22 protein-coding genes and 3 pseudogenes are annotated in these 26,065 nt (G+C 59.7%); 9 read left to right on the forward strand and 16 right to left on the reverse strand.

Translation table 11 applies throughout. The annotated features are described in order from the left end of the window. Nucleotides 1-46: 46 nt before the first annotated feature. Together ACNYC6_RS25660 and ACNYC6_RS25665 are read right to left on the reverse strand one after the other, a co-directional pair. Nucleotides 47-387 (reverse strand): annotated as a pseudogene (locus ACNYC6_RS25660) (carboxymuconolactone decarboxylase family protein). Between the two features lie 60 nt (nt 388-447). Then, a complete protein-coding gene (locus ACNYC6_RS25665; RefSeq protein WP_419709726.1) occupies nt 448-729 on the reverse strand; it encodes a hypothetical protein in 282 nt (93 codons plus the stop codon). A 94-nt stretch (nt 730-823) separates the two neighbouring features. Between ACNYC6_RS25665 and ACNYC6_RS25670 the strand changes: the two genes are divergently transcribed. Next, nucleotides 824-1,921, forward strand: a complete 1,098-nt coding sequence (locus tag ACNYC6_RS25670; protein WP_419709546.1) for an IS630 family transposase — start codon at nt 824-826, stop codon at nt 1,919-1,921. A gap of 57 nt (nt 1,922-1,978) precedes the next feature. On the opposite strand, the gene ACNYC6_RS25675 is transcribed toward ACNYC6_RS25670, so the two are convergent. Beyond that, nucleotides 1,979-2,752, reverse strand: coding sequence for an SDR family NAD(P)-dependent oxidoreductase (locus tag ACNYC6_RS25675; RefSeq protein ID WP_419709727.1), 774 nt, complete (start codon nt 2,750-2,752; stop codon nt 1,979-1,981). 304 nt (nt 2,753-3,056) lie between these two features. Here ACNYC6_RS25675 and gcvA point away from each other — a divergent pair, with 304 nt between their 5' ends. Then, entirely contained in the window at nt 3,057-3,968 is a 912-nt protein-coding gene (gcvA, locus tag ACNYC6_RS25680; RefSeq protein WP_419709728.1) for a transcriptional regulator GcvA, read from the forward strand. 141 nt (nt 3,969-4,109) lie between these two features. Here the strand turns inward: gcvA and ACNYC6_RS25685 are convergent, their stop codons facing one another. Both ACNYC6_RS25685 and ACNYC6_RS25690 read right to left on the reverse strand, forming a co-directional pair. Beyond that, entirely contained in the window at nt 4,110-5,513 is a 1,404-nt protein-coding gene (locus tag ACNYC6_RS25685; RefSeq protein WP_419709729.1) for a tyrosine-type recombinase/integrase, read from the reverse strand. A gap of 462 nt (nt 5,514-5,975) precedes the next feature. Then, nucleotides 5,976-6,155: pseudogene (locus tag ACNYC6_RS25690) on the reverse strand (integrase); the annotation flags it as partial. A gap of 212 nt (nt 6,156-6,367) precedes the next feature. Between ACNYC6_RS25690 and ACNYC6_RS25695 the strand changes: the two are divergent. Both ACNYC6_RS25695 and ACNYC6_RS25700 read left to right on the forward strand, forming a co-directional pair. Beyond that, nucleotides 6,368-7,465, forward strand: a complete 1,098-nt coding sequence (locus ACNYC6_RS25695) for a carboxynorspermidine decarboxylase (protein WP_090454561.1) — start codon at nt 6,368-6,370, stop codon at nt 7,463-7,465. Between the two features lie 29 nt (nt 7,466-7,494). After that, complete coding sequence (locus ACNYC6_RS25700; RefSeq protein WP_419709730.1) at nt 7,495-8,748, forward strand: saccharopine dehydrogenase family protein; 1,254 nt, start codon at nt 7,495-7,497, stop codon at nt 8,746-8,748. Between the two features lie 255 nt (nt 8,749-9,003). On the opposite strand, the pseudogene ACNYC6_RS25705 reads toward ACNYC6_RS25700, so the two are convergent. From ACNYC6_RS25705 to ACNYC6_RS25730, 6 genes and pseudogenes are all read right to left on the reverse strand, one after another. Next, nucleotides 9,004-9,236 (reverse strand): annotated as a pseudogene (locus ACNYC6_RS25705) (hypothetical protein); the annotation flags it as partial. Nucleotides 9,237-9,346: 110 nt separating this feature from the next. Then, nucleotides 9,347-9,553, reverse strand: a complete 207-nt coding sequence (locus ACNYC6_RS25710; protein ID WP_419709731.1) for a hypothetical protein — start codon at nt 9,551-9,553, stop codon at nt 9,347-9,349. Nucleotides 9,554-9,722: 169 nt separating this feature from the next. Then, nucleotides 9,723-10,145 carry a hypothetical protein gene (locus ACNYC6_RS25715; protein WP_419709732.1) on the reverse strand — a complete coding sequence of 141 codons (423 nt, stop codon included), beginning with the start codon at nt 10,143-10,145 and terminating at the stop codon, nt 9,723-9,725. 140 nt (nt 10,146-10,285) lie between these two features. Further along, complete coding sequence (locus ACNYC6_RS25720; protein WP_419709733.1) at nt 10,286-10,699, reverse strand: VOC family protein; 414 nt, start codon at nt 10,697-10,699, stop codon at nt 10,286-10,288. An 89-nt stretch (nt 10,700-10,788) separates the two neighbouring features. Continuing rightward, nucleotides 10,789-11,448, reverse strand: a complete 660-nt coding sequence (locus ACNYC6_RS25725; protein WP_419709734.1) for a TetR/AcrR family transcriptional regulator — start codon at nt 11,446-11,448, stop codon at nt 10,789-10,791. Continuing rightward, the gene (locus tag ACNYC6_RS25730; RefSeq protein WP_419709735.1) at nt 11,435-12,286 is read right to left on the reverse strand and encodes a 3-hydroxybutyryl-CoA dehydrogenase; all 852 of its coding nucleotides are present in this window, start codon (nt 12,284-12,286) and stop codon (nt 11,435-11,437) included. The genes ACNYC6_RS25725 and ACNYC6_RS25730 overlap by 14 nt, the downstream gene beginning before the upstream one ends. Before the next feature lie 166 nt (nt 12,287-12,452). On the opposite strand from ACNYC6_RS25730, the gene ACNYC6_RS25735 reads away from it, so the two are divergent. After that, nucleotides 12,453-13,493: an AraC family transcriptional regulator gene (locus tag ACNYC6_RS25735; RefSeq protein ID WP_419709736.1), complete on the forward strand. Its 1,041-nt coding sequence runs from the start codon at nt 12,453-12,455 to the stop codon at nt 13,491-13,493. Beyond that, a complete protein-coding gene (locus ACNYC6_RS25740) occupies nt 13,490-15,304 on the forward strand; it encodes an ABC transporter ATP-binding protein (protein ID WP_419709737.1) in 1,815 nt (604 codons plus the stop codon). The genes ACNYC6_RS25735 and ACNYC6_RS25740 overlap by 4 nt, the downstream gene beginning before the upstream one ends. A 3-nt stretch (nt 15,305-15,307) precedes the next feature. Here ACNYC6_RS25740 and ACNYC6_RS25745 read toward each other — a convergent pair whose 3' ends face one another. The 3 genes from ACNYC6_RS25745 to ACNYC6_RS25755 all read right to left on the reverse strand — a co-directional run bounded on the left by ACNYC6_RS25745 (nt 15,308) and on the right by ACNYC6_RS25755 (nt 18,697). After that, nucleotides 15,308-16,261 carry an alpha/beta hydrolase gene (locus ACNYC6_RS25745; protein ID WP_419709738.1) on the reverse strand — a complete coding sequence of 318 codons (954 nt, stop codon included), beginning with the start codon at nt 16,259-16,261 and terminating at the stop codon, nt 15,308-15,310. A gap of 81 nt (nt 16,262-16,342) precedes the next feature. Continuing rightward, nucleotides 16,343-17,341, reverse strand: coding sequence for an NAD(P)H-quinone oxidoreductase (locus ACNYC6_RS25750; protein WP_419709739.1), 999 nt, complete (start codon nt 17,339-17,341; stop codon nt 16,343-16,345). 147 nt (nt 17,342-17,488) lie between these two features. Then, a complete protein-coding gene (locus tag ACNYC6_RS25755; protein ID WP_419709740.1) occupies nt 17,489-18,697 on the reverse strand; it encodes a YbfB/YjiJ family MFS transporter in 1,209 nt (402 codons plus the stop codon). Nucleotides 18,698-18,810: 113 nt separating this feature from the next. On the opposite strand from ACNYC6_RS25755, the gene ACNYC6_RS25760 reads away from it, so the two are divergent. Next, the gene (locus ACNYC6_RS25760) at nt 18,811-19,686 is read left to right on the forward strand and encodes a LysR family transcriptional regulator (protein WP_419709741.1); all 876 of its coding nucleotides are present in this window, start codon (nt 18,811-18,813) and stop codon (nt 19,684-19,686) included. A gap of 92 nt (nt 19,687-19,778) precedes the next feature. On the opposite strand, the gene ACNYC6_RS25765 is transcribed toward ACNYC6_RS25760, so the two are convergent. Further along, the gene (locus ACNYC6_RS25765) at nt 19,779-20,501 is read right to left on the reverse strand and encodes a pirin family protein (protein WP_419709742.1); all 723 of its coding nucleotides are present in this window, start codon (nt 20,499-20,501) and stop codon (nt 19,779-19,781) included. 190 nt (nt 20,502-20,691) lie between these two features. On the opposite strand from ACNYC6_RS25765, the gene ACNYC6_RS25770 reads away from it, so the two are divergent. Continuing rightward, nucleotides 20,692-21,642, forward strand: coding sequence for a GlxA family transcriptional regulator (locus tag ACNYC6_RS25770; protein ID WP_419709743.1), 951 nt, complete (start codon nt 20,692-20,694; stop codon nt 21,640-21,642). Nucleotides 21,643-21,802: 160 nt separating this feature from the next. Then, a complete protein-coding gene (locus ACNYC6_RS25775; protein ID WP_419709744.1) occupies nt 21,803-23,275 on the forward strand; it encodes an ATP-binding protein in 1,473 nt (490 codons plus the stop codon). On the opposite strand, the gene ACNYC6_RS25780 is transcribed toward ACNYC6_RS25775, so the two are convergent. Further along, the gene (locus ACNYC6_RS25780; RefSeq protein WP_419709745.1) at nt 23,252-26,050 is read right to left on the reverse strand and encodes an ATP-binding protein; all 2,799 of its coding nucleotides are present in this window, start codon (nt 26,048-26,050) and stop codon (nt 23,252-23,254) included. The genes ACNYC6_RS25775 and ACNYC6_RS25780 overlap by 24 nt on opposite strands. Nucleotides 26,051-26,065 lie beyond the last annotated feature (15 nt).

A 26,065-nucleotide genomic window follows, 5' to 3' on the forward strand; every position in this document is an offset into this window, starting at 1 on the left:
TTCCAGAGGTCTGCGAAAGGGGGTCGAGACTAGCCCCTCTTGATACTTAAGCGTCGGGAAGTTGAGCGTGGGCATCAAGAACTCGGGCCGAGTAAACCAGTGCCGCTCCAGCGTTCAGGGCGATGGCAACACCGAGTGCTTCGGTGATCTCCTCTTTGGTGGCTCCAAACTCAACGCCTTTTTTGGTGTGTACGGAGATACAGCCATCGCAGCGGGTAGTAACAGCGACCGCCAGTGCAATCAGTTCATGGATCTTCGGTTCAAGATGTCCAGTTTTGCCGCGGCGCCGTCAATAGTGCTCAAACCACTGACAATGTCCGGGCTTTGCTTGGCTATGTCACCAAAGTGATCCAGCAATTCTTTGCGATAGGCATTCCAGTCTTTCATCATGGGTATCTACCTTCAGTCAAAAGGCCGAGCGCTTCAATCGCGCTCGGCGGGGTTTGATTAAGCTGCTTGGTAGATGCGCACGTCAGGAGCAGCGTCGAGCAAAGGTTGCAGGCCGCCCACCACATCGGATGTGAACAGCTCGCTTTGCAGATAGGCGCTTGCGTTCTGGGCGTTGTCGAAACCGTGCAATACCTGAACGTCTTCAACACGTACCAGCAGTGCTTTCGATATGGCACTCGCGATGGTGTTCAGGAATGTAGCCTTGTATTTGTCATAGATGCCGGCTGCAGCGGCACGATTGGCCGAGGCAATCTTGAGCGTGATTTGCAGATAGATCATTTGAGTTTCTCCTGGCTAGTGTGCTGTTCGCGAAATAAATTTCTCCATGCTTGCACTACACTTCAGGTGCCATTCCTACCTTGGAGAGTTCCTGGTGAGCGCTCTGGACATTACGCTTAGCCCTGAAGAATTTGCCGAACTGAGCCGCCGCGTACGTTCCGCCACCATCAGTCAGCGCGATGGCCGTCGAGCCCGCGTCATCTTGCTGGCAGCGCAAGGATCAATGCGAGAAGAAATTGTACGATTGACAGGTTTCTCTCGCCCTACGGTCACCGACTGGTGCCAGCGTTTTCAGGCGCTCAGATTGGAAGGCCTGCTCGACAAGCCTGGCCGAGGACGCAAATCCCCTCTGCCTGCCGACACGATCCGCCGCGTGCTCGAACAGGTCACTCAACCTCGTATCGGCGAGCCCCGCTGGAGCTGCCGAAGCATGGCCCGTGCCGCCGGCATATCAGCGACCACCGTGCATAAACTGTGGGCGGCCAATGACTTAAAGCCTCATCTGACACGTACCTTCAAACTGTCGAACGACCCGCAGTTCGAGGAGAAATTCTGGGATGTCATCGGCCTGTACCTGGCCCCGCCAGACAAGGCGTTGGTGCTCTGCTGCGACGAGAAAAGTCAGGTGCAAGCCTTGGAACGCACACAGCCTGGGCTGCCTCTGGGGATCGGTCATATCCAAACAAAATCCCATGATTACACTCGCCACGGCACGGTCACGCTGTTCGCAGCGCTGGATTATCTCCAAGGCAAACTGATCAGTAGCATCGAGCGCCAGCACCGCCATCAGGAGTGGTTGGCTTTCCTCAAGAAAATCGACAAGGAAACCCCCAAGCACCTCCAGCTGCATCTGATCGTGGATAACTATGCGACACACAAGCACGCCAAGGTGAAGGCTTGGCTAGCGAAACATCCGCGCTTCCATGTGCATTTCACGCCGACCTCCAGCTCGTGGATGAACATGGTCGAGCGGTTTTTCAGGGACATTACCGTGTTCTTGCGCGACGGCAGCTTCGGCTCCGTACGTGAGTTGGAAAGCTCGATTACCACCTTCCTGGCATTACGGAACGCACGACCGACCCGGTACGTTTGGAACGCGAAAGGCGAGGAAATTTTGAGCAAGATCCGGCGGGCACGTGAAGCGATGGAGACGCAGATGGAAGGGCAAGTTATTTCGAAAACAGCACACTAGTGAAGTGAATCGCCCAACTTGGTTGGGATACAGCAGCAATGACCTGCTCGTCGTGTATCAGTTGCGGCCAGCCATTACGCCACCGTCTACGTCCCAGATCGCACCGGTTACCCAACAGGCCTTGTCGGACAGCAGAAAGGCAACGACTTCAGCGACATCTTGAGGTGTACCGATGCGACCGATCGGGTGGAAGCTGTTGAAGCCTTGCAGGGCACCATGCACTTCGGCTTTCGGAATGAAACCCTCGTAGATCGGAGTCTGTACGACAGCGGGCGAAACGGCGTTGACGCGGATATTTTTTGGCGCCAGTTCCATCGCCAGGTGTTGCGTCAGCGAGTGCAGGCCGGCCTTGGCCATGGAGTAGGCCGATGATGGTGTGGCCGCGATGGCTTGTTTGGCCCACATCGAGCCGATGTTGACGATAGAGCCTGGGCGGTCTTTGGCAACCATGTTTGCCGCTACCTTCTGGGTAATGAAGAAGAAGGCCTTGTTCAGCTTCATGTACTGGTCGTAATCAGTACCTTGGTGTTCCAGAAACGGCTTGGGGAAAAACACGCCTGCGGCGTTGATCAGGAGATCGATGTCTGCGTGTTGTTCATCGATGATCCTGATCAGCGTGGCCAGGCCGTCTTCGCTGGTCAGGTCGGCGCTCAGCGCGGCAACCGTACCCAGGACAGAGAGTTCTTTGCGAGCCTCTTCGGTTTTCTCAGGACGGCTGCCGACAATGACCGCACTGCCGCCTTCGGCGAGTACCATACGTGCGGCTTCCAAGCCCATCCCGCTAGTGCCACCTACGACCAGCAGCTTTTTACCTTTGAATTGATTGCTCATATCGGATCTCTTTGTACCTTATGATTAGCAGGTGATCATTGAAGGAATAGTGAGGCAGAGCGCTTTGCTTTTTGCCGGTGGGTACCCGGTCTGATGCGAGAGAACGCCTGTATCCTCTGATGTCAGGGATGGTGCAAAATCGAGTTGATCCGAATTGAAAGGTAAATTCTTTCATTCAGATCAAGCTCTTTTTGATAGCTCTCCACACGATGCTGTTTCTACCTTGGAACCGATTATTCGCTGCGTCAGGATGTAGCGACAAACCATATAAAATGTCACTCCGAGAAAGAAAAAATTTATCGATATGAAGATGCCTGTTCATCTAAATGCCCTACGCGCCTTCGAAGCCAGTGCGCGCCACCAGAGCTTTTCCGCCGCCGCTGCGGAGCTAAATGTCACTCCTGCCGCGGTGGGCCAACTCGTGCGCTCTCTGGAGGACTGGGTGGGCACTCCGCTGTTTCACCGATCCTCCAGTGGCCGGGTACGTCTGGTTGCGACAGAGATAGCCGAAAACGCGCTGCCTGATATCCGCGCCGGCTTCGACAGGCTTACGTTAGGCCTGGAAAGGCTCAAAGAGGTCGAGGGCGGCGGCGTACTCACTGTGACCGTCAGCCCCGCGTTTGCTGCCAAATGGTTATTGCCCCGCATCGAGAGTTTTCATGCCGCTTGGCCGGACATGGATGTGCGCCTGGACACAAACCTGCGGGCGGTAGATTTCGTCGCCCAGAGGATCGACATCGGCGTACGCTATGGGCCGGGAAACTGGCCGGGGCTGCAAGCCGAAAAATTGATGGGTGAAGAGGTGTACCCAGTCTGCTCGCCCAATCTGCTGAACGATTCTGCACGGCTGCAGACACTGAATGACCTTGCCGGGGAAACCCTAATCCATGACCTGTCTATGGATAACCATAGGGATTTCCCTACGTGGGCCGTGTGGGTTCAGAAAGCGGGCTTTACAAATATCGCTACTTCGCGGGGCATGAAGATCAACAACTCGGCGGCCGTCCTGCAAGCGGCGATCGATGGTCAGGGCGTGGCCTTGGCACGTAGTGTGATGGCGCATGACGATGTGGCCGCTGGGCGACTGGTCAGGTTGTTTCCTCAGATAAGGTTTGAATCTGCTTTGGCGTACTATGTCGTTTACCGCCCAAGCTGCGCGAATCTGCCCAGGCTCAAAGCATTTCGTGATTGGTTGTTCGAGATCGTTGCGCTGTAAGAGTTTCTCCCGTGGCCTTGACTGAGCCGAAAAACCACACAATGTGGTGAGTAGGTTCTCCAATGGTGGTCGTGCCTGCGTTCGGCCCAGCTGAAAATCCAACTTTTTCAACAGCGTCGGCCAAAAGCGGCCCTCTGATGTCTACAAAAGTGGAGACGACTCAGACATTGTTAAGATCATTTCTATTCTTTCTCCTAGAAGATACCAGGCCTCGGTTTTCTCCTTCGCGTAGTCGTGATGCAGATAGTGTCGGCGTACCTTGGATCCGCCCAACAAATGATTCTGGCAGCGGTCGATGATCTCTAGCGTTACACCTAGCTCTTGCATCATGGTGGTGCCGGTGCGGCGCAAGTCATGAGGTGTCCATTCACCTTTAGCCCCCTTACTCAGTACCAATGAGTCGTCGTGGTGGCGGCCTGCTAGCGGTTTGCTGCGGTTTTTGAATTGGCACTGACGGTCGCCGATTAGCTTGCTGACCGTTTTAGTGTCGACGTGGCTTTCCTCGCTCTTACTGGGAAAACAGAAAGCTGTATGTCCTGTTTCTGTTTTCAGGCGTTTGAACTGTACCAGGGCAAAGGCTGATAAAAACACATGGTGGTCCTGGCGTTTGCCTTTATGTCCTTTGGTGGCTTCAGCCGGGATAAACCAAGTGCTGTTTTCCAAATCGACATGTCTCCATTCAGCTTTGAGCAATTCACCGATGCGACAAAGGGTGCTCAGACAGATCCATACTGCGCTTTGCACGCGAGGGTTGACTGGTCGAACGCCGGAGTATTTCTGGCCGGCGGGTAGCGCATCGTAATCACACTCCAGTCGGGCAAAAATGTTCCGCAACTCACGGATTTCGTCAGGGGAAAGCAGACGGTCACGCTGCTCCTGATAGTTGTGATCGAGCAACGTCTTGACGTCCACCAGGTCACCCGGATTGCCGTCTGCCATTAGGGTCCGCCAGGGCTTGCGCTTTTCTGCCCAACGCAGCATCTGGCCGATATCCTTACTGCGGATAACCACGGCGCGATTGAGGCCGCGGCTTTTAACTGAGCGCAGTACCATCAGCAAGTCTTTCTCGGTCAAGTTGCGCAAAGGCTTCTTGCCAATAAACGGGAGCACGTCCTTGGTGAAGCTGCGGCGCAGCTCGGCGTTACCATCCTGACGAGACACGCCATCGCGTAGCCATTCTTCGAACAAATCAGTAACCGTCTTGTTTTCCGCCGCTTGGCGTTCTGCTTCTGCAATAGTGGCGGCGATCGCTGACTGGGCTTCAATTTTGGCTGCTTTGCGAGCGGCTGTTGGATCGATCCCTTTTGTAACGGTGGTCTTTAGTTCGTCGCGCTCAGCGCGAATCTGCGCCAATGGTTTCTTTGGCCAGCTACCTAGGCGATGGTCGCGCTTGACTCCGTTCAACTTAAACTCGTAACGGAACAGTATGGTCACGCCACGAACACCGGCTCGTACTTTGGCAACCAGACCGCCATCCTCACGGAGGGTCTTGCCGTCATCGGCAGCGGTAAGTGCCTCCAACTGTTTGGCAGTAAGCTTCGCCATTCTCTACCCCTAGCCTATAAAGGCCGTGCTGGAATTTTGCCCCACTTTTGCCCCACCGAATCGTTTGGCTGTCGGTAGCCGTTGATGGATGTCTTGAGACATTAAACTAGCCTGTAAGTCCCGTAATTACTAGGGTGTAGGCTGTCCATTGGCGTCCAAGGTGATCTAAGGGAATCCGTGAAATAAGCGCATGGGGTGCTAGGGGTCGAGTGTTCGAATCACTCCGTCCCGACCATTATTCCTGATTAAAATCAGACACTTAAGCCGATCAGTCAGATCGGCTTTTTTGTGTCTGCGCAAAACCCTCGTAAAACTGGCGCAAAACTATCCGGTAATTTCGCTGATATTCAGGTCCGGGATTGCCTCCGACCAGACGATTTCGGCATGGTCTTTTTGATAGTTTTGGTCATGCTCTCGCTGGCGTGCCTGGCGATCTTCTGCCCGCGCCGGATTGTCCGGTCAAAGGCCTTTGGCTGCTGCGTGGTTGAAGATGTCGATCAGCAGCGCGCGGCATTGGTTTGCCGTGCGCGGGGCGAGGGCGTCCAGCATCTCCGCAATCATGCGGATTGTGATCTGGTCGACCGCTTTCCCTTCGAACTGATTCCGGAAATGACGTAAGTGCACGGCGTACAGGCGTTTTGTTTCCATGCCCATGGCCTTGGCTGCTTCGATAACGGTGTGTCCGGCGTCGGTCAGTTCCTTGAGGCGCGGGGCGATTCATAAGTCACGTCCTGGACTCTCTAATCACGTGGCTACATAGACTCAGTGATCTTTACTGTCTAGCTCTTTCGATATGTAGTCAGCGAAGGCACAATGCCCATCCTTTTTTGGCTGGCCTTGCAGGAGGCCTTGAAATGATCAAGACGCCGTACTACCTCATCGACAAACAGAAGCTGCTGGTCAACATGCAGAAGATCGCCTATGTGCGCGAGCAGTCGGGGGCCAAGGCCCTTCTGGCGCTCAAGTGCTTCGCGACCTGGTCGGTGTTCGACCTGATGCAGCAATACATGGACGGCACCACCTCGTCGTCCCTGTACGAGCTCAAGCTCGGTCGTCAGAAGTTCGAAGGCGAGACCCACGCCTACAGCGTGGCCTGGGCCGATGACGAGATCGAAGAGATGCTCGACAACAGCGACAAGATCATCTTTAACTCCATCAGCCAGCTGCAACGCTTTGCCGAGCGCTCGCAAGGCAAGGTCCGCGGCCTGCGGGTCAACCCGCAAGTAAGCAGCTCCGATTACCTGCTGGCCGACCCGGCGCGCCCGTTCAGCCGCCTGGGCGAGTGGGACCCGGTGAAGATCGAAGGTGTGATCGATCAGATCTCTGGCTTCATGTTCCACAACAACTGTGAGAACGGCGATTTCGGCCTGTTCGACCAAATGCTGTGCACCATCGAAGAACGCTTCGGCGAGCTGCTGCACAAGGTCAACTGGGTGAGCCTGGGCGGCGGCATCCACTTCACCGGCGAAGGCTACGCGCTGGACGCGTTCTGCGCGCGGCTCAAGGCGTTCTCGCAGAAGTATGGCGTGCAGGTTTACCTGGAGCCGGGCGAAGCGGCGATCACCAACAGTGCCTCGCTGGAAGTGACCGTGCTCGACACTCTGTACAATGGCAAGCACCTGGCGGTGGTGGACAGCTCCATCGAAGCCCACTTGCTGGACCTGCTGATCTACCGCCTCAACGCCAAATTGGCGCCGAGCGACGGCGAGCATACCTACATGGTGTGCGGTAAGTCTTGCCTGGCCGGAGACATCTTCGGCGAGTATCAGTTTGATAAACCGCTGGCCATCGGCGACCGCCTGTCGTTCGTCGATACCGCGGGCTACACCATGGTCAAGAAGAACTGGTTCAACGGACTGAAAATGCCATCCATCGCAGTGAAACAACTCGACGGTACTGTCGAGGTGGTTCGTCAATTCGATTTTGAAGACTATCTGTCCAGCCTTTCCTGAAAAGGACAGATAAAGGAGAAGTAAAGCAATTGAAAAAGAACGTTCTTATCATTGGTGCAGGAGGTGTCGCCAAGGTGGTGGCCCACAAGTGCGCGCAGCACAACGACGAACTTGGTCGTATTGCTATCGCGTCGCGCAACATCTCCAAATGCCAGGCCATCATCGACAGCGTCAAGGCCAAGGGCAGCCTCAAGCAGCCCGCCGACATCCAGGCCTTCTCGCTGAACGCCCTGGACATCGAGGCCACCAAGGCGCTTATCCGTGAAACCGGATCGCAGATCGTCATCAACGTCGGTTCCGCGTTCCTCAACATGTCGGTGCTGCGCGCCTGCATTGATACCGGCGTGGCTTACCTGGACACCGCCATCCACGAAGAGCCGGGCAAGGTCTGCGAGACGCCGCCGTGGTACGGCAACTACGAGTGGAACCACCTGCAGGAATGCCAGGAGAAGAACATCACCGCCATTCTCGGTGTGGGCTTCGACCCGGGTGTGGTCAACGCCTATGCGGCGCTAGCGCAACAACAGTATTTCGACCGCATTGATTCGATCGACATTCTCGACGTCAATGCCGGTTCCCATGGCAAGTATTTCGCCACCAATTTCGATCCGGAAATCAATTTCCGCGAGTTCACCGGACAGGTCTGGAGCTGGCAGAACAGTCAGTGGACCAGCAACACCATGTTCGAGGTCAAACGTACCGATCACCTGCCGGTCGTAGGCTCGCAGAACCTGTACCTGACCGGCCACGATGAAGTGCACTCGCTGTCGAAAAACCTCGACGTGCCCAACGTACGTTTCTGGATGAGCTTCGGCGAGCACTACATCAATGTGTTCACGGTGCTGCGCAACCTGGGTCTGCTCTCCGAGCAACCGGTCAAGACCGCCGAAGGCCTGGAAGTGGTGCCGCTCAAAGTGGTCAAGGCCGTGCTGCCTGACCCGAGCTCGCTGGCGCCCGGCTACACCGGCAAGACCTGCATCGGCGACCTGATCAAGGGTATCAAGGATGGACAACCGCGCGAGGTGTTCATCTACAACGTGGCTGATCACGAAGACGCCTTTGCCGAAACCGACAGCCAGGGCATCTCCTATACCGCTGGCGTGCCACCTGTGGCCGCAGCGCTGCTGGTTGCCCGTGGCGAGTGGGACGTGCAGCGCATGGCCAACGTCGAGGAACTGCCGGCTGAGCCGTTCCTCAAGGCATTGGACGTGATGGGCCTTCCAACCCGCATCAAGGACGAAATGGGAGACCGCCCCTGGAACGGCAGCTCCGCAGGCTTGTAACAAACAGCTGAGCTTCATTGCCTGTTGCAAAAACGCCGCTCAATGAGCGGCGTTTTTGTTTGTACGTGGGCCGGAACAAAAGCATAGGGGTGATTCTCTGCGAGCGATCCAAGTACTTCAGATGTGCTAAAAATCAGGTGGAAAAAACTTCCGGGCGTTGTTGCGCTGGCGCAGTGTGTCTGAGCGGTTGTTGCCAAGCTAGCTGCACCTGAATTTCGGCTACAGCATCCAAGACTCTCTGTACCCTGCGTTCATCTTCCGGATGCAGGACGGCGTGCGACCCGACGACGTGTAGACCCAGATACTGCAGCCTTGGCGACGTAACTCTCGGGTCAGAGAGCGTGTTCCGATACGCAAGGCTCACCCAGCCAACGGTGGACACAGGCCGGCAGCCGATTTTTCTCAACTGCACAGTGGTGGAGTTGGCAGGTCAGCGTGTCATCGAAATAGAACGAAATCCGTATGCGCGGACGCCTGAACACGGGCATCGGGATGGCCTTCAGGATGACTTGCCATACACGCCGGCAGGGATAATGACCGCTACCGGGTTCTGGCAGCGGACGGTCCATCCCAGGTGGATCCCTGCGATCTCACCACTTCAGATCATAAAGCCCACGGCCTGCCCAAGATTGCTTTCCTGCGCGCCAGCAATGAGGTGCAGCGGAACCTGTTGTTGCGGTTCCAGGGACGGTATTTCAAAACTACCCACTATCTGAAGCTGTCGCTCACTCAGCCCGGTTGCCTCGACTTCTTTTGCCTTGGCCATTCTCGCGTGGTTCGCTGCGATTTCATTGAGAGTTGACACGTTACATCTCCGGTGACTGACCAAGCGTACTGCTGGAGTCCTTAAGCGTTAGTTTGAAGTGCTGCCGTGTCAGAATTATGTCGTTCTGTGGCCGCTAGTCCGGCGTGTGCAAGCCGTAAGCCAGTCATAGCGGTGCATTGCGCCTCACGGATCAGTTTGCGACGAAAGGTTAATTCTTGTACTTGATGACAATCCCCTTGAGCTTGCGGCCGTTGATAGTCTGCACGTCCCGAGCCCACAGCGGCCCGTTGAGGTAGGCGCCCACCGGCCCGATATGGTCATAGACCACCACCACGGCATCGCCGCCGAGCTTGGCCGCTTCATCCCGCAGTTTCGCTTCCACCTCCGTGATGGGCGGGGCGGGGTCGACGCTGGCGTCAATCAGCACTTCGCCCAATCGAACATGCGGTCGCAGGGGTTCGGAGCGCAGCACGGTTACTTCACTGGGCAGGGTTGGCGCCGGATGTTCGACGCCGACGTAAGCAGTGGTCTGGGCATCGATACTCGTGCAGCCATTGAGTGCGAGCAGGGTGGCGGTCAGCCCGCCCGCCAATAGCGATAGTTTGACACGGGCAGACCAGGACACTGGCATGTTGGGATTCCTCCGGACAATCCGCTGGTATACGGCGGCTGGCATGTTGACGGTAGCAGACAGCCCGGGAGTTGCCAGAAAGCCCAACCCTTTAAGGTTGGGCTGTTTCAAGCGCTTAACGTCGTCGAACAGGCAGGCTTTCACTGATCCTTTTCGCAGTTGACCATCCACGACACGCCGAAACGGTCGACCAGCATGCCGAAGCGTGCCGCCCAGAACGTGGTGTCCAGCGGCATCTCGACGTTGCCACCGTCCGACAGCGCTTTAAACACCCGCTCGGCTTCAGCGATGCTGTCGACATTCAGCGAAATCGAGCAGCCGCTCATGCCCGGGGTCGGGCGGTCGGGCGTGGTGTCCGAAGCCATCAGCATCTGATCGCCAACTTTCAGGCAGGTGTGGATGATCAGGTCGTGATGTTCCTTTGGCACATGCTCGGCGGCGGGTGTTTCACCGAACGTCATCATCGCTTCCAGCTTGCCATGCAGGCATTGTTGGTAAAACGTGAAGGCGGCGCGGCAGTCGCCGTTGAAGATGAGATACGGATTGATTTTCATGGTTTGCTCCCGGTCATTGAAAGGGCACACCGGATTGGACGCCGCGTTCGAGGGCGAATTCCGATGACATTGACTGGGCAAGCAAAGCGCTAAATCGCGATGTGAGCCTGGATTTTTTTAGATGTTTTTTCGATAGACCGGGCGAGGCTCATTGCTTCGTTTGCGCGCCTTGGTGCCAGCAGGCGTTCGATGGCACCGCTCACCAGATTTTCCAGCAATTCATCATGCTCTTGTTCGTCCAAAGCATGGGGTGTCAGCCAGCTGGGCGCGTTGTTGAGCAGGGCGGCTATCGCATGGCCGGCCGCCAGTTGCCCCGACTCACTGAAGCGCGAGCTTGCGCCGAGCATTACCAGCAACTGGCCTTCATACTGCTCGCGCAATTGCCGGACCCGCGCCTGCTGCTCTTCATTCAGGCAACCGCTGTCGCGCTCCACCAGGCGAAAATGCCACGGCATGTCGCGGTGCAGGTTCAAGTGAGCGCGAATCAGGTTGTTGAGCCGATCGCGCTTGGCCGAAGCCTTTTTTTCGATACGCCCCAGAGCCGCCAGCAGCTCTTCGTAGAACTCTTCGATCAGGTCGAGCAGCAAGTGCTGTTTGCTGGGGTAGTGGTGATACAGCGAGCCCGGGGAAAGCCCCAGGCACGTGGCGAGTTCTCGCATGCCGACCTGACCGAAACCCTTGCTGGCAAACAACTCCAGCACCTTGTCCCGGTACTCGGCGAAACGTGAACAGCGCTCAGGCATAGGCATGGAAGCCGCGCCCCGATTTGCGACCCAGGTAACCGGCGGCAACCATTTCCTTGAGCAGTGGTGCCGGGCGATATTTGCTGTCGTTGAAGCCGTCGTAGAAGGCTTGCATGATCGCCAGCAGGGTGTCGAGGCCGATCAGGTCCGCCAACGCCAGCGGGCCGATAGGCTGGTTGCAGCCCAGGCGCATGCCGGCGTCGATGTCTTCGGCGCTGGCCAGGCCTTCCTGAAACACCAGGATCGCTTCATTGATCATCGGCACCAGAATCCGGTTGACCACGAACCCTGGACGGTTGCCGGCGGTGATCGCGGTTTTGCCCAGCGTGGTCGCCATGTCCAGCGCCAATGCGTGGGTGGCATCGCTGGTTTGCAGGCCGCGAATGACTTCGATCAACCCCATCACCGGCACCGGGTTGAAGAAGTGCAGGCCGATGAAACGCTCGGGCTGGCTGACGCTGGCGGCGAGTTGGGTGATCGACAGCGACGACGTGTTGGACGCGATCACGCAGTCGGCGCTGACCTGCGCGGCGATCTGCTGCAGCACCCGCAGCTTCAGCTCGAGGTTTTCAGTTGCCGCCTCGATCACCAGTTGCGCGTTGTGCAAGCTGCTGTAATCGGTGCTGGTGCGAATCTTGTCGAGGGCGGCATTTTTCTGATCGGGTGTCAGGGTCTCCTTGGCGATCTGCCGATCAAGGTTTTTGCCGACGGTGGCGACGGCTTTTTGCAACGCGCTCTCGGAGATGTCGAGCAAGGTCACGTTGAAGCCGGCCAGGGCGCAGACCTGCGCAATTCCGTTACCCATGGTCCCGGCGCCGATCACGCCAATGTTTTGCAGATTCATCTTGCCGTCCTTTCGCTCAAACCCTGCGATACCTTGGCCGAGTTGGCGGCCGAAGGCGTACTATTGCCGCGAGTCTAGAGCCGGCGGGGCGGTTGTCCTATGCCGAAACTGTTCAACGGCACTGGCGTTTTTTGCCATTTCAAATGACCGGGAGAGTAGCGTTCACATGCGGGAAAAGGACTCGGTGGCCGCCTACTTCGTGCAGGCAATGATCCACGGGATGGGCGACGATCCGCAGCGTGTGCGGGCCGTGCTGGACCAGGCCGGCATCGATCCGGCGTTGGTGCAACAGCCCACGGCGCGGGTGCCGGCCAACGCCTTCGCGGCGTTGTGGCTGATCCAGATCCGTGAACTGAAGGACGAATTTTTCGGGCTCGACTCCCATGGCATGCCGCCGGGCGCATTCGCGCTGATTTGTCGTGCGTTGATCCAGGAACCCGATCTGCACAAGGCCATGCGCCAGTGCCTGGCTAACTTCGCCCTGTTCCTGCGCGACTTTCGCGGCACGCTGACCGTGCGCGGCAAACGGGCGGTCATCAGCCTGGACAGTCAGGCGGCGAACGATGACGCCAGCCGTTTCGGCGAAGAAACGTTTCTGGTGTTGATGATCAGTCTGTTGTGCTGGCTCGGTGGCCGGCGTATTCCCATCGACCGCGCAGACTTTCGCCACCAGCGGCTGTCCCTCAGCGACGACCGCTTGCTCTGGGGGCCGAACCTGACCTTGGGCGCCGAGCGCACCGAAATCGAATTCGCCAGTCACTACCTGCGCCTGCCGGTGGTCCAGGACCTGGCCTCGCTCAAAGTTTTCCTGCGTACCGCGCCGCAATGGCTGGTGATCCGCTTCCGCAACCAGCATGGTCTGGCGTCGCAGGTGCATCAGCGCCTGCGCAACAGCCATTACAGCCACTGGCCAACCTTGCAGGCCTTTGCCCTCGAACAGCACCTGAGCCCCAGCACCTTCCGCCGCAAACTGGAGCGCGAAGGTTGTTCCTATCAGGAGATCAAGGACGAAGTGCGCCGCGCGGTGGCCTTCGAGCAATTGCGAGAAAGTCGCGCGAGCATCAGCGACATCGCCGAGCAGTTAGGCTTTCAGGAGCCGAGCGCGTTTCATCGCGCCTTCAAAAAGTGGACGGGGGAGAGTCCCGGGCGGTATCGGGCGCGGTTTCAGGGGGAGCGAGTTGAGCCTTTGGCGGAGTCTGAGGCGTGAGCCTGGTTTTTGAGCGCTTCACCACGCTGCTCGATCAGGCAAGACGAGCCTTGCTGCTGGTCTGGGGTACATCCCGCGGATTGTTCCTCGGCCTGGTGTTGGCAACCCTGATCGCCGGGGTGCTGCCGGCGCTGGCGGCGTGGCTGGGTCAGCGGATTGTCGACGCGGTGGTCTTCGCCATGCAATTGCATGCGCAGCAGGGCAGTGCGCCATTGTGGCCGGTGGTGCGTTACGTGTTGTTTGAGGCGGGCGTGTTGGCGTTGCTGTCCGCCACCCAGCGTGCGCTGTCGGTCCAGCAGTCACTGTTGCGTGTGCAATTGGGGCAGAAGGTCAACACGATGATTCTGGAAAAGGCCCAGACGCTATCGCTGGTGCAGTTCGAGAATTCCGAGTTCTACGACAAGCTGGTGCGGGTACGGCGTGAAGCCTCGACCCGGCCATTGGCGCTGGTGATGAAGTCGCTGGGGTTGATCCAGAACCTGATCATGCTGATCAGCTTCGGTGTATTGCTGGTGCATTTTTCGCCGTGGGCGCTGGTGTTGCTGGTGGTCGGCGCGCTGCCGGTATTTTTTGCCGAGGCGCACTTTTCCGGGGATGCCTTTCGCCTGTTCACCCGACGTGCACCGGAGAGCCGGCAGCAGACTTACATCGAGACGCTGCTCTCCCATGAGGGCTACATCAAAGAGGTCAAGCTGTTCGGGTTCGCGCCGCTGTTGTTGCAGCGCTATCGCGACACGTTTGCCCGACTGTATGCCGAGGACCGGCGGCTGACCTTGCGCCGCGATGGCTGGGGTTTTGGCCTGGGACTGTTGGGCACCTCGGCGTTTTATCTCGCGTATGCGTGGGTGGTGGTCGATACCGTCCACGGCAACATCACCCTTGGCCAGATGACCATGTACCTGGTGCTGTTCAAGCAAGGGCAGTCGGCGGTGAGCAGCAGCCTCAGCGCCATCAGCGGCCTGTATGAGGACGGTCTTTATTTGTCCAACCTCTATGAATACCTGGCCGAGCCTGTGGTGGCCGACACCGGCCATCTCACCGTCGGTGCGGTTCCCGGCGATGGCCTGCGTTTCGAGAACGTCGGTTTCCGTTATCCGGGCGCCAGCCGCGCCGCGCTGGAAGGTATCGATCTGCACCTTGTGCCGGGGCACAGTGTGGCGCTGGTGGGGGAGAACGGTTCGGGCAAGACCACGCTGATCAAGCTGCTGACGCGGTTATACCGCCCCGATCAGGGGCGCATTTTGCTCGACGGCAGCGATCTGCAGGCGTGGGACGAAGACGCATTGCGGCGGCGAATCGGCGTGATTTTCCAGGATTACATTCGCTACCAGTTTTCCGTCGGCGAAAACATCGGTGTCGGCGACACGCTGGCGTTCAACGATGAGCAGCGCTGGCAGCAAGCCGCCGCTGAAGGCATGGCCGCACCTTTCATCGAGCGTCTGGATCGCGGTTATGCCACGCAATTGGGACGCTGGTTTGCCGGAGGACAGGAACTGTCCGGCGGGCAGTGGCAGAAGATCGCACTGTCCCGTGCCTACATGCGTCGCAACGCCGATATCCTGATTCTCGACGAACCGACCTCGGCGCTTGATCCTGCGGCGGAAGCGGCGGTGTTCGAGCATTTCAGTCAACACACACGGGACCGGATGACGCTGCTGATCTCCCACCGTTTTTCCAGCGTGCGCAACGCCGATCACATCATTGTGCTGGATCAGGGTGCGATCCTTGAGCGCGGTGATCATGACACGCTGGTCGCGGCCGGTGGACGTTATGCGCAGTTGTTCGACTTGCAGGCGCGGGGTTATCGCTAAGCGTCAGGATTCCCGGGAGCCCTGTGAGATCGTCGGCCCGGCGATCTGCGGTTTTGCCCGCATCAGGCCGTCCAGTGCCTGGCGATATTGAGTGCCGCCCAGGCTCATGCTGTTGTTGTGCGTCCCGCCGGGGATCAGCAACAGACGTTTGGGCTGGTTGGCGGCATTGAACAACTGCTGGCTGAACCGCGAAGGCATGAACGGATCGGCCAGGCCATGGACCACCAGCAACGGCATGTCGATGTCGACGATCTTATCGATGGAATCGAATTTCTGGGACAACAACCAGCGTACCGGCAGCCAGTTCACCGGCAGGTTGTTGCCGGCCACTTCCGCCACGGCATCGCCCAGCGAGGTGAAGGTGGACTCGATCACCAGGCCGCGTACGGGCACCGGGACGTGCTCTTTTTTCGCTTGCGCGGCCAGGTCTGCTGCCAGATCGATAGCCACCGCGCCACCCAGTGAGTGTCCATAGATCAAGCGTTTGTCGGCATCCGGTTGCATCACCGTGAAACGCTCCCAAGCGGCCCGGGCGTCTTCGTAGACGCTGGCTTCCGACGGCAGATCGCCCTTGCTCTGGCCGAAGCCGCGATAGTCAATCGCCAACACTGAATAGCCCATGGCGCGTAACTGCTCGATGCGGAAGGCCTGGCCGGTGAGGTTCCAGCGCACACCGTGCAGATAGAGAATCGACGGCGCATCTTTACGCGCCGCCGGCCACCACCAGGCATGCAGGTTCTGTCCGGCCTTGAAACCGGCAGGCTTGATGTCGAACGCCTGAACATCCTGCGGTAAACCGCGATACCAGCCCGCCGTGCCCGGTTCGATGCGGAACAGCAGCTCGCGCTCTTTGTACTTGAGCGCGCCGCAACTCACAGGCAGGCCGACGACCAGCGCGGCCATGCACAGCAGCGACAGCCAGCGTCGACGCAGGCGAGTGAGAAGGGCAGAGGGCATCGGGTGATCCATGGGCACAGACATGAAGTTCGCGTTTTAGCAGATGTGTGCTTGGCCAGGGAAAAATTTCGACCTGTGGGATCAGTCCACTCGTAACACAATTTTGCCGATGTGATCGCCGGCCTCCATTCGCGCATGGGCCAGCGATGCATCGGTCAGCGGGTAAGTCTCGTCGATCATCGGCAGGCAGCGACCGGCCGCCAACACCGGCCACACGTACTCGCGCAGCTGTTGTGCGATCGCGGCTTTTTCTTCGCGGGTGCGCGAGCGCAGCAGCGAGCCGGTAACGATGGCGCGTTTGGCCATGATCGCCAGTAAATCGACCTCCTTGGCCACCGCGCCACCGAGGAACCCCAGCATCACCAGCCGGCCTTCCATTCCCAATGCCGCGATATTCTGATTCAGGTACGAACCGCCCATGATGTCGAGCACGACATCGACGCCGCGCCCCGCGGTTTTTTCCGCAATGACTTGGGCGAAGTCCTGCTCGCGGTAGCTGATCGCTTCGGCCCCCAGTTGGCCAATCACTGCACATTTGTCTGCGCTGCCCGCGGTTGCGAAGGCCTCGATTCCAAACTCGCGGCAGAGCATCAGTGCGGTGGTGCCGATGCCGCTGGTGCCACCGTGGATCAACGCACGCAGACCTTTGCGGGCGCCGCCCATTTCGAAAAGGTTGGCCCATACGGTGAAGAACGTTTCCGGGATCGCCGCAGCCTGTAGCCAGTCCATGCCTGCGGGAATCGGCAATGTCTGGCTGGCCGGAACCACGCAATACTGCGCGTACCCGCCGCCGTTAGTCAGCGCACAGACTTTGTCGCCGACGACGAACTCGCTGACACCGGCGCCGACGGCCACCACTTCACCGGCCACTTCCAGCCCCGGGATCGGGTTCATGCCGGGTTTCATCGGGTACTTGCCGGCGCGTTGCAGCACATCCGGGCGATTGACCCCGGCGGCGTGCACGTGGATCAGCACTTCACCGGCACCCGCCGTGGGCACGGGGACCTGACGCGGTTGCAGGACTTCGGGGGCACCGGGTTGGGTGATTTCGATCCGGGTCATGGTTTTAGGCAAACTCATTTCATATACCTCTTTGCAAAGTGTTCGATAAATGGGACCGCGCCTTGGCGCGCAGAATCAAAAGATCGCAGCCTCGTTTCACTCGACAGCTCCTACATGGAATGCGTATCCCCGTAGGAGCTGCCGAAGGCTGCGATCTTTTGATCTTCAAGGGCGGCTCATCGCAATGAGTGGATTACGACGGACCGGCAAACGCACCGCCAATTCCAGCAACAGCGCCAGAACAATCGCCCCCGCCGCAATCACAAACATCAATCCATGATGCCCGCCGCTGGCGTTGAACAGCGCCGAGTAGGCGAACCCGGCGATGGCCTGGAAAGTGGCGAACGATACGGTGGCGCGGCCCCAGGCGATTTGTTGTTGATGATGCTCGGGGATCAGTTCATGAACCCGGGCCAGCCCCAGCGGCACGATGCCTGGCGGGAACGAGCCGAGGATCACCGCCAGCAATGCCAGCGCCACGAAAGCGCTGCAAATCGACAGCAGACCGAGGGTAATTGCTTGCACCACCAGCACCAGGCGAATGCTCACCTGTGCGCCCAGTCGATCGGCCAGAAAGCCGTAGCTGACCGGCCCGAGAATGGCGCCGAGCCCGTACATGACCCAGATCAGGCCGCCGACATGTTGCCCGGCACCGAGCCCACGGGCCACGTAATCCACCAGGAACACCATGGCCGGCACCAGACCGGCCGCCATGAGCGCGTATTGGGCAAACAGCAGGTAGACCTTCGGGTTGATCGACGTCGGCGTGGCATCGGTGAGCGTCGTCGTATGGCGCGCTGCTGGGGGCCAGCCGAACCAGCTGACCGCCGTCAGGATCAGTGCCAGCACGCCAAGGCCAAGCCAGGTTTGCTGCAAGCCCAGGCTCAACAGTGGCGGCACGATCGTCCCCGACCCGGCGATACCCATCCCGATCCCAAGAAAAATTGCACCACTGGCCAGTCCTTTGCGCGACGCCGGGACGTGTGGCAGTACCGTTGCCGCCACCAGCACCATAATCGCGCCACCGGCAATGCCGGACAGCAGGCGCCAGCCGAAAAACCAACTCACCGACAGCGGAAAGGCACAAGCGAAAAACGCCAGGGTCGCTGCCAGCATCATCAGGCGCAATGCGGTTTTGTTTGACGTGCGCCGCGCCAATGGATGACCGATCAGCGCGCCGATCAAGTAACCCACCAGGTTGGCGGCGCCGAGGTACACCACGTCGCTGGCGGAAAACCAGTGGGCCTGGATCAGCGAGGGAATCAACGGCGTGTAGGCAAAACGCGCCAGGCCAATACTGACCAGGCTGGCGCACAGGCCGGCAAAGATTGGCAGCCAGATCCCTTTGCGTGGAGTGGTCGAGGGGCTGAGCATGAGCGCTCTCCTGTAGGAATTTCTCTGGCCCTCAGATTATCCAGATCTCGCGTTGCAATAACGCAGCGATTTCGCGCTATCTTGATGCGTAAATGCATCACTAGGAGAACCCAATGAATTGGGATGACGCACGGGTGTTTCTCGCGGTGTGTCGCGAGTCAACGCTCAGGGGCGCGGCACGGGTGCTGGGGGTGGATCAGGCGACAGTCGGCCGGCGCATCACTGCGCTGGAAAAGTCGTTGAACGCGACGCTGTTTTTGCGTACTTCCGAGGGGTACGCACTGACGGCAGTCGGTGAAGCAGCATTGAAATCCGTGGAGAAAATGGAGCATTCGGCGCTGGAGCTGGAGCGGCGTATTCAGGGGCTGGATGATCGGTTGACGGGCACCGTGCGGGTCACCACCACCGATTCCCTGGCCATCGACTTCCTGATCCCGGCCATCGCCCGTCTGCATCAGCAACACCCGGACGTGCGGGTGCAACTGGACGCCTCGACGCAAATCCTCAGCCTGGCCAAGCGCGAGGCCGACATCGCGGTGCGCAATACCCGGCCGGAAAACCCGGACCTGATCGCCCGGCGGATCGCTCGTTGGCCGTTGGGTCTGTTTGCTTCGCAAGCCTACGTCGATGCGCATGGCATCCCGGAACCCGGATCGGGGTTCGAGGGGCATGATCTGGTGGTGTATCAGCCGTACTTGCAAAGTGGCAAGGACATGACGCTGGTCGGCGAGTCGCTGGGGCGCGGGCGGATTGTTTCGAGCCTGAGTTCCAGTTTGCTGGTGCGACGGTCGATTGCTGCGGGGATCGGGATCGGGGAGATTCCGCTGTACGTGGGTGAGAGGGACGGGCTGGTCAGGCTGTGGCCGGAACGTACGCGACCGATGCCGTATGACGTGTGGCTGGTGACCCATGCGGACCTGCGGCATACCGCGAGGGTGCGGGCGGTGATAGACGAGATTGTGGCGGGGTTTTCCGGTACCGGTGAATAAAGATCGCAGCCTCGCTTCACTCGACAGCTCCTACAGGAATGAGTGAGAACCTGTAGGAGCTGTCGAGTGAAGCGAGGCTGCGATCTTTTCAGTTACGGCATTTCCGGCAGCTCTTGCGGGCGCAGGTCAAACACCAACACTTCAGCGTCCACACCGTTGCTCAACGTCAGCAACTGTTCCTTGCGAACCCGCACACCATCGCCTTCCTGCAACGGCTGGCCGTTGAGTTCGACACTGCCCCTCGCCACATGCACGTAGGCGTAGCGGTTGGCGGCCAGTTCCAGGGTGGCGCTTTCCTTGCCGTCGATCAGGGCGGCATACACCCGCGCATCCTGACGAACCTTCAGCGAACCCTTGGCGCCGTCGGGCGAGATGATCAGTTGCAGGCGACCGCGTTTCTTCTGCGTGCTGAAGTGCTCTTGCTGATAGCGCGGTTTGGCGCCACTGACTTCCGGCACGATCCAGATTTGCAGGAAGTGCACGGGCCGTTTGTCCGAGTGATTGTATTCACTGTGCGCCACGCCGCTGCCGGCACTCATCAACTGCACGTCGCCGGGGCGGATCACCGAACCGGTGCCCAGGGTGTCCTTGTGTTCCAGCGCACCTTCGAGCACATAGGAAAAAATCTCCATGTCGCGGTGCGGGTGCTGGCCGAAACCTTTGCCGGCGGCGACGCGGTCATCGTTGATCACCAGCAGGTCGGAAAAACCCTGCTCTTTCGGGTTGCGGTAGTTGGCGAAGGAAAAGGTGTGGAACGACTTCAACCAGCCATGGTTGGCCATGCCACGATCAGAAGCTTTGCGAAGGGTCAGCATGATGGATTCTCCTGCGGGGACGTTGATTCGTCCGAGTGGGGAGAAGGTTAATGGTTACTGGTTGGTGCAAAAAGAAGATGAAAATTGAAATACTGTCTCGCTTAGGTTGACAGTTGTTTGTGAAATGAATCACCGATGTTTAAGGCATACTTCGCCATAATTCATGACCCGAACCAGTGATGTCCAACCCATGAAAACCGTGGCAATGGTGCTGTTCCCTAACTTCCTCCTGCTCGACATGGCCGGGCCGATGGAGGTGTTTTCCATCGCCAACCGTTACCTGAAACCCGACGATCACTATGTGCTGTCGACCATCGGCACCGAGCCCGGTGCGTTGCGGGCGTCCAACGGGGTGAGCGTGCACGCCGATGTGCACATCGATCAGGCCTGCGACGGCTATGACCTGTTGCTGGTGCCCGGTGGACCGGGTGCCTACAACGAAACACATCCGCCGCTGCTCGACTGGCTCAGGCACAACGTCGGCCGGTCCGCCGGTTATGGTTCGATCTGCACCGGGGCCTTCGTGTTGGGGCATGCGGGATTGCTCGACGGCTATCGCGTGACCACGCACTGGCATTACACCGAGCGGCTGATCAAGGCGTTCCCGACGGCCACCGTCGAGACCGACCAGATCTTCATTCAGGACCGCAACCTGATTACCTCCGGCGGCGTCACGGCCGGGATCGACCTGGCGTTGTCGGTGGTGGCTCGGGACCATGGCAAGAAAGTCGCCCAGGACGTGGCCAAGGTGTTGCTGGTGGTGATGAAACGCCAGGGCGGACAGGCGCAGTTCAGTCCGTTGATGGCGGCGGTGGCGCCTCACGAAACGGCGATCACCCGGGTGCAGAACCATGTACTCGAACACCTCGACGAAACCTTCGGCATAGAGCGCATGGCCGGTCTGGCCGCCATGAGCCCGCGTCACTTCGCCAGGGTTTTCGCCCGTGAAGTGGGCATGACGCCCATGGAGTTTCTGCAAAGTGCGCGAATCGATAGCGCCCGCAACCTGCTGGAAACCACGGAGTTGCCGCTCAAGACCGTGGCCTTCAAGAGCGGCTTCGGCAGCGTGCGGCACATGCGTTTTCTGTTCAGTGAAAAGCTCGGCCTGACCCCGACCCAGTACCGCGAGCAGTTCAGCTAGCGCCCTTGGCCGTTGTGCGCACCGTTATGGCCGGGACGCTCCCCCCGTGGCAGTTGTACCGTCACTGAGGCCTGCCAAGATAGCCGAGAACTCATTGCAAGGAAGGTACGGAGCCTGGATGGACTCGCGTGCCGAGCAGGCTCCCGGCGGGTGAACGTGCATGAATAGCATTAGAGATTTACACAGCGACACGGTGCTGCGCTTCGGCCCCTACGCGTTCCACCTGAATCAGCGACTGGTTCTGGAGGGCGATCAACCGCTGCGGTTGGGCGGACGGGCGCTGGATATCTTGCAGGTGCTGGTCGAGCACGCGGGCTCGGTGGTCGGCAAAGAGGAACTGATCGCACAGGTCTGGCCGCGCTCGGTGGTCGAGGAGATCAACCTGCGGGTGCACATTGCCGCCCTGCGGCGGGCCTTTCGCGACGGGCAGAACGGCCATTGCTACATCGTCAACATTCCCCAGCGCGGCTACAGCTTTGTCGCGCCGGTGCAGCAGGCATCGGAGTTCACGCCGATCTCGCTCGAAAACCTGCACAAGCCCCAACACAACCTGCCAGCGCGGCTGACCCCGGTCACCGGACGCGATGCGCTGGTCGGCAGTCTCGTGCGGCAATTGCCGATGCGGCGTTTCATGACCCTGGTCGGGCCGTGCGGCATCGGCAAGACCACCGTCGCGCTGCGGGTCGGCGAACTGTTGTTGCAGCATTATCGAGACGGCGTGTGGCGGGTGGACCTGGCCATGATCGATGACCCGGCGCAGTTGGTCGATCACCTCACGCGAACCCTGGACTTGAACATCGGCACCACCCTGGAGGCGCTCGGGCAATGGCATGCGTTATTGATCCTCGATAACTGCGAACACTTGCTGGAACGCTGCCGGACCCTGATCGAAGCGCTGCTGACTTCGGCGCCACGCCTGTCGATTCTGGTTACCAGCCGTGAGCCGCTGCTGGCGACCGGCGAAACACGCCTGCCGTTGCCGCCGCTGGTGGTGCCGCCGTTGTCGGCGATACGCAGCATCGACGAGTTCATGGGTTACTCGGCGGTGCAGCTGTTCGTCAGCCGTGCCCAGGCTCGTCAACAAGGGTTTGCCCTGCGCGAACAGGACCTCAAGGCTGTGCGCGAAATCTGTCGACGCCTCGATGGCTTGCCCCTGGCGATCGAACTGGCGGCGGCGCAGATCGATGCGCTGGCGCTGGTGGGGTTGCAAGCGCAACTGGACAACTGTTTTCAACTGCTGACCCAGGGGCGGCGCACAGCCGTCCCGCGACACCAGACCCTCAAGGCCGCGCTCGACTGGAGCTACGAACGACTGAGCCCGGTCGAGCAAACCGTGTTACAGCGCCTGGCGGTGTTCAAGTCGGCGTTCACCCTGGACGCGGCGATGGGCGTGGTCAGTTGCGCCACATTGCTGCCGGCGAGCCTGACCGGCGTGATGGACAGTCTTGTGCTCAAGTCGCTGTTGTCACTGGAACAGGGCAACGGCGTGAGTCGCTTCCGCTTCCTCAACACCACTCGCAGTTATGCCCTGGAAAAACTCGAACACAGTGGCGCGTTGCGCACGGTTGAAATGCGCTATGCCGGTTACATTACTCATACGCAGCGACCGTCAGACCGGCACGTAGTTCTGTAACTCGTCGAGCAAGCGTCGTACGGCCTTCAAGTCGGGCGTGGCATGGCCTTCGGTGAAGCGCTGGTGGATCGGCGCCAGTAGCGTAAGGGCCTGGCGGTAGTGGCCCTGACGCTGCCAAAGCCGCGCCAGCGAAGTGGCGCTGCGCAGTTCGAAGGCCAGTGCACCCTGGGATTTCGCCACGTTGATCGCCTTGATCAGCACGGTTTCGGCAACGCAGTTTTTTACCGGGCAATCGGCGGCCAGCAACGCATCGGCACGAGCCCGCAGAATCTCTGCGGTGCTCCAGCCAGCGGCACCGCCGTCGGCGCGTTGCAGCAAATCATCATCGACGAACGCGGTGTCCAGCGTGACCATGATTTCCTTGATCAGGCCGACGCCCGGATAGCGCGGCGCAGCGGCACGATCGATGACCTGCGCGTAGTGTTGCGCCCAGTTGTAGAACAGCTGCACCGAATGTTTCTGCGCCTGTTCCAGCAGCAGCTGCAGCAACTCGCGGGCGGTGCGGGTGTTGCCGTTGTAGTGGGCGATCAGGCAGCCCGAGAGCGCCAGGGTGTAGCAGATCGAGGTGCCGTGGTTGATCTGCAGGGCAATGTCCAATGCCTGTCGGGCCGTGCGCCACGCCTGCTCAGGTTGGCCTCGAAGCCAGAGGATGCGTGCGAGGATGGTCAGGGCGGCGACGCTCTGGTCGTATTGCACGCCAAAACCGTGGGTGAAACGGTTGAGATGGCCGCTGTGGGCCATGCGCTGGATCACTTCTTCGGCATGTTGCCTGGCGCGTTGCTGATCCCCGGCAAAATGCAACGCCAGCACTCGCAGGCGATGGGTACTCAGCGACAGCACGGGGTCGCCCTGCAGGCTCAAACGGTCGAATTGCTGGCTCTGTTCCAGGGCCATTTGATAATGGCCGCAGCAGAGATTGACCGCCATGTGCCCGGAGACGGCGCGTAATTCGCCGACCAGGTCATTGCACTCTTTGGCCAGGGTTCTGGCGGTGACGAACGCGCCGACGGTTTCAGCGCTGCCGCCCTGGGCGTGGTAGCAGGCACTGCCCAGGGCCAGTTTCAGGGACATTTTCAAGCGCGGGCAAGGCTCGGCGGCCGCATCGAGCAGGGCCAGGGCCTTGCGCACAAAACCACCGTGTTCGCGAAGCAATGACAGTTCTTGCCAGAGCGGTGTGGAGGCCGCCGCCAACCGGATCGCCAGCGCCTGCGGCTCCCGCGCATTCAAGCCCCAATCGAGGGCCGCGCGAATGTCTTCCAGGCCTCGGGCGTAACGCTCGATCCACAGTGCTGTCGGAATCAACTCCCAATCGTGTTGCGCCTGCTGCATCAGGGCCAGGCAACGCCGCGCGTGGCGTTCGCGAGTGCCGGGCAGTTCCGTGGTCTGTTCGAGTTTTTCCAGGGCGTAGCGGCGGGTGGTGTCGAGCAGGCGGTAGAACACCTCTTCATCACCGACGTCCACGCTCAACAGGGATTTGGCCACCAGTTGCGTGATCGAACCAAATACCTCGCCGGGCTCAATGTGTTCGCCGACGATCACCGCCGCCGCCGACGCCAGGGTAAAGCCACCGCGGAACACGCCCAGTCGGCGCAAGCAGGTCCGTTCGCAGGCGTTGAGTAACTCGAAGCTCCAGTCCAGCGTGGCGTGCAGCGTTTGATGGCGGGCGAGGGTCGTCTGGCTGCTGTGGGTGAGCAGGCGAAAACTGTCGTGCAATTGCGCGAGCAAACCGTCGAGGCCAAGGCTGGCGACTTGCGCGGCGGCCAGTTCCAGCGCCAGTGGAATCCCGTCGAGGCGCCGGCAGATGTCGATGACCAGAGGTAATTGGGCATCGTGCAGTTCGAAGCTGTCATGACTGGCCATGGCTCGCTCGACGAACAACTGCAACGCGGAAAAACTCAGGGCCTGAGCGCGGTCAAGCACGGCAATCGGAGGAGGGCAGTCCAGCGATTCCAGGCGCTGGACGAACTCGCCCTCGGCTCGCAGGCTCTCGCGGCTGGTCGCCAGAATGTGCACGTGCGGCGCGCCACGCAGCAGGTTTTCACACAGCAGCGCCACGCTGTCGATCAGGTGTTCGCAATTGTCGATGACCAGCAGCATCTGTCGCTCGCACAGGAACAGGGCGAGCCCGTTCAGTGGTTCGCTGTCGTGCAGGGACAGGCCCAGCAGCGTGGTCAAGTGGCTGGCGATCATCAACGGGTCGGTGATCGGCGCCAGGTCCAGCAGGCGAATGCCGTCGCGGTAGCGGCCGATCAGTTGTTCGGCGACGCGCAGGGCCACAGTGGTCTTGCCGATACCGCCGGGGCCGACCAGAGTGATGAAGCGCTGGCGCGGCAGTTGCGTCACCAGATTGTCGACCAGCGCCTGGCGGCCGATCAGGCGGGTATGACGCAGGGGCAGGTTGTGACCGTTCGATTCAACCGGGTCGCCTGCCGGGTGCTGTTCAACGTGCTCCAGCGAATACGGCGCGACAAAGCTGTACCCGCGCTGGGCCACCGTGACGATGTAGCGCTGGCCGGTCTGGCCGTCGCCGAGGGCCTTGCGCAGGGCCGCCATGTGCACCCGCAGGTTGATTTCTTCGACTACGCTGTCAGGCCAGACTTCAGCGATCAGTTGCTGCTTGCTGACCACGTTCCCGGCGTGTTCCAGCAGGATCAACAGGATGTCCATGGCCCGTCGACCCAGGCGCAGGGGCTGGTCGGCCTCCATTACCAGGCGTTGTCCGGGGTAGATCCTGTAGGGGCCGAAGTGCACAGCCTGTTCGAGGGCAAGGGTCAACGGGTCGCTCCTGGT

Origin of the sequence: Pseudomonas sp. NFX224, from assembly GCF_048565165.1 — a bacterium.
GTDB lineage: Bacteria > Pseudomonadota > Gammaproteobacteria > Pseudomonadales > Pseudomonadaceae > Aquipseudomonas.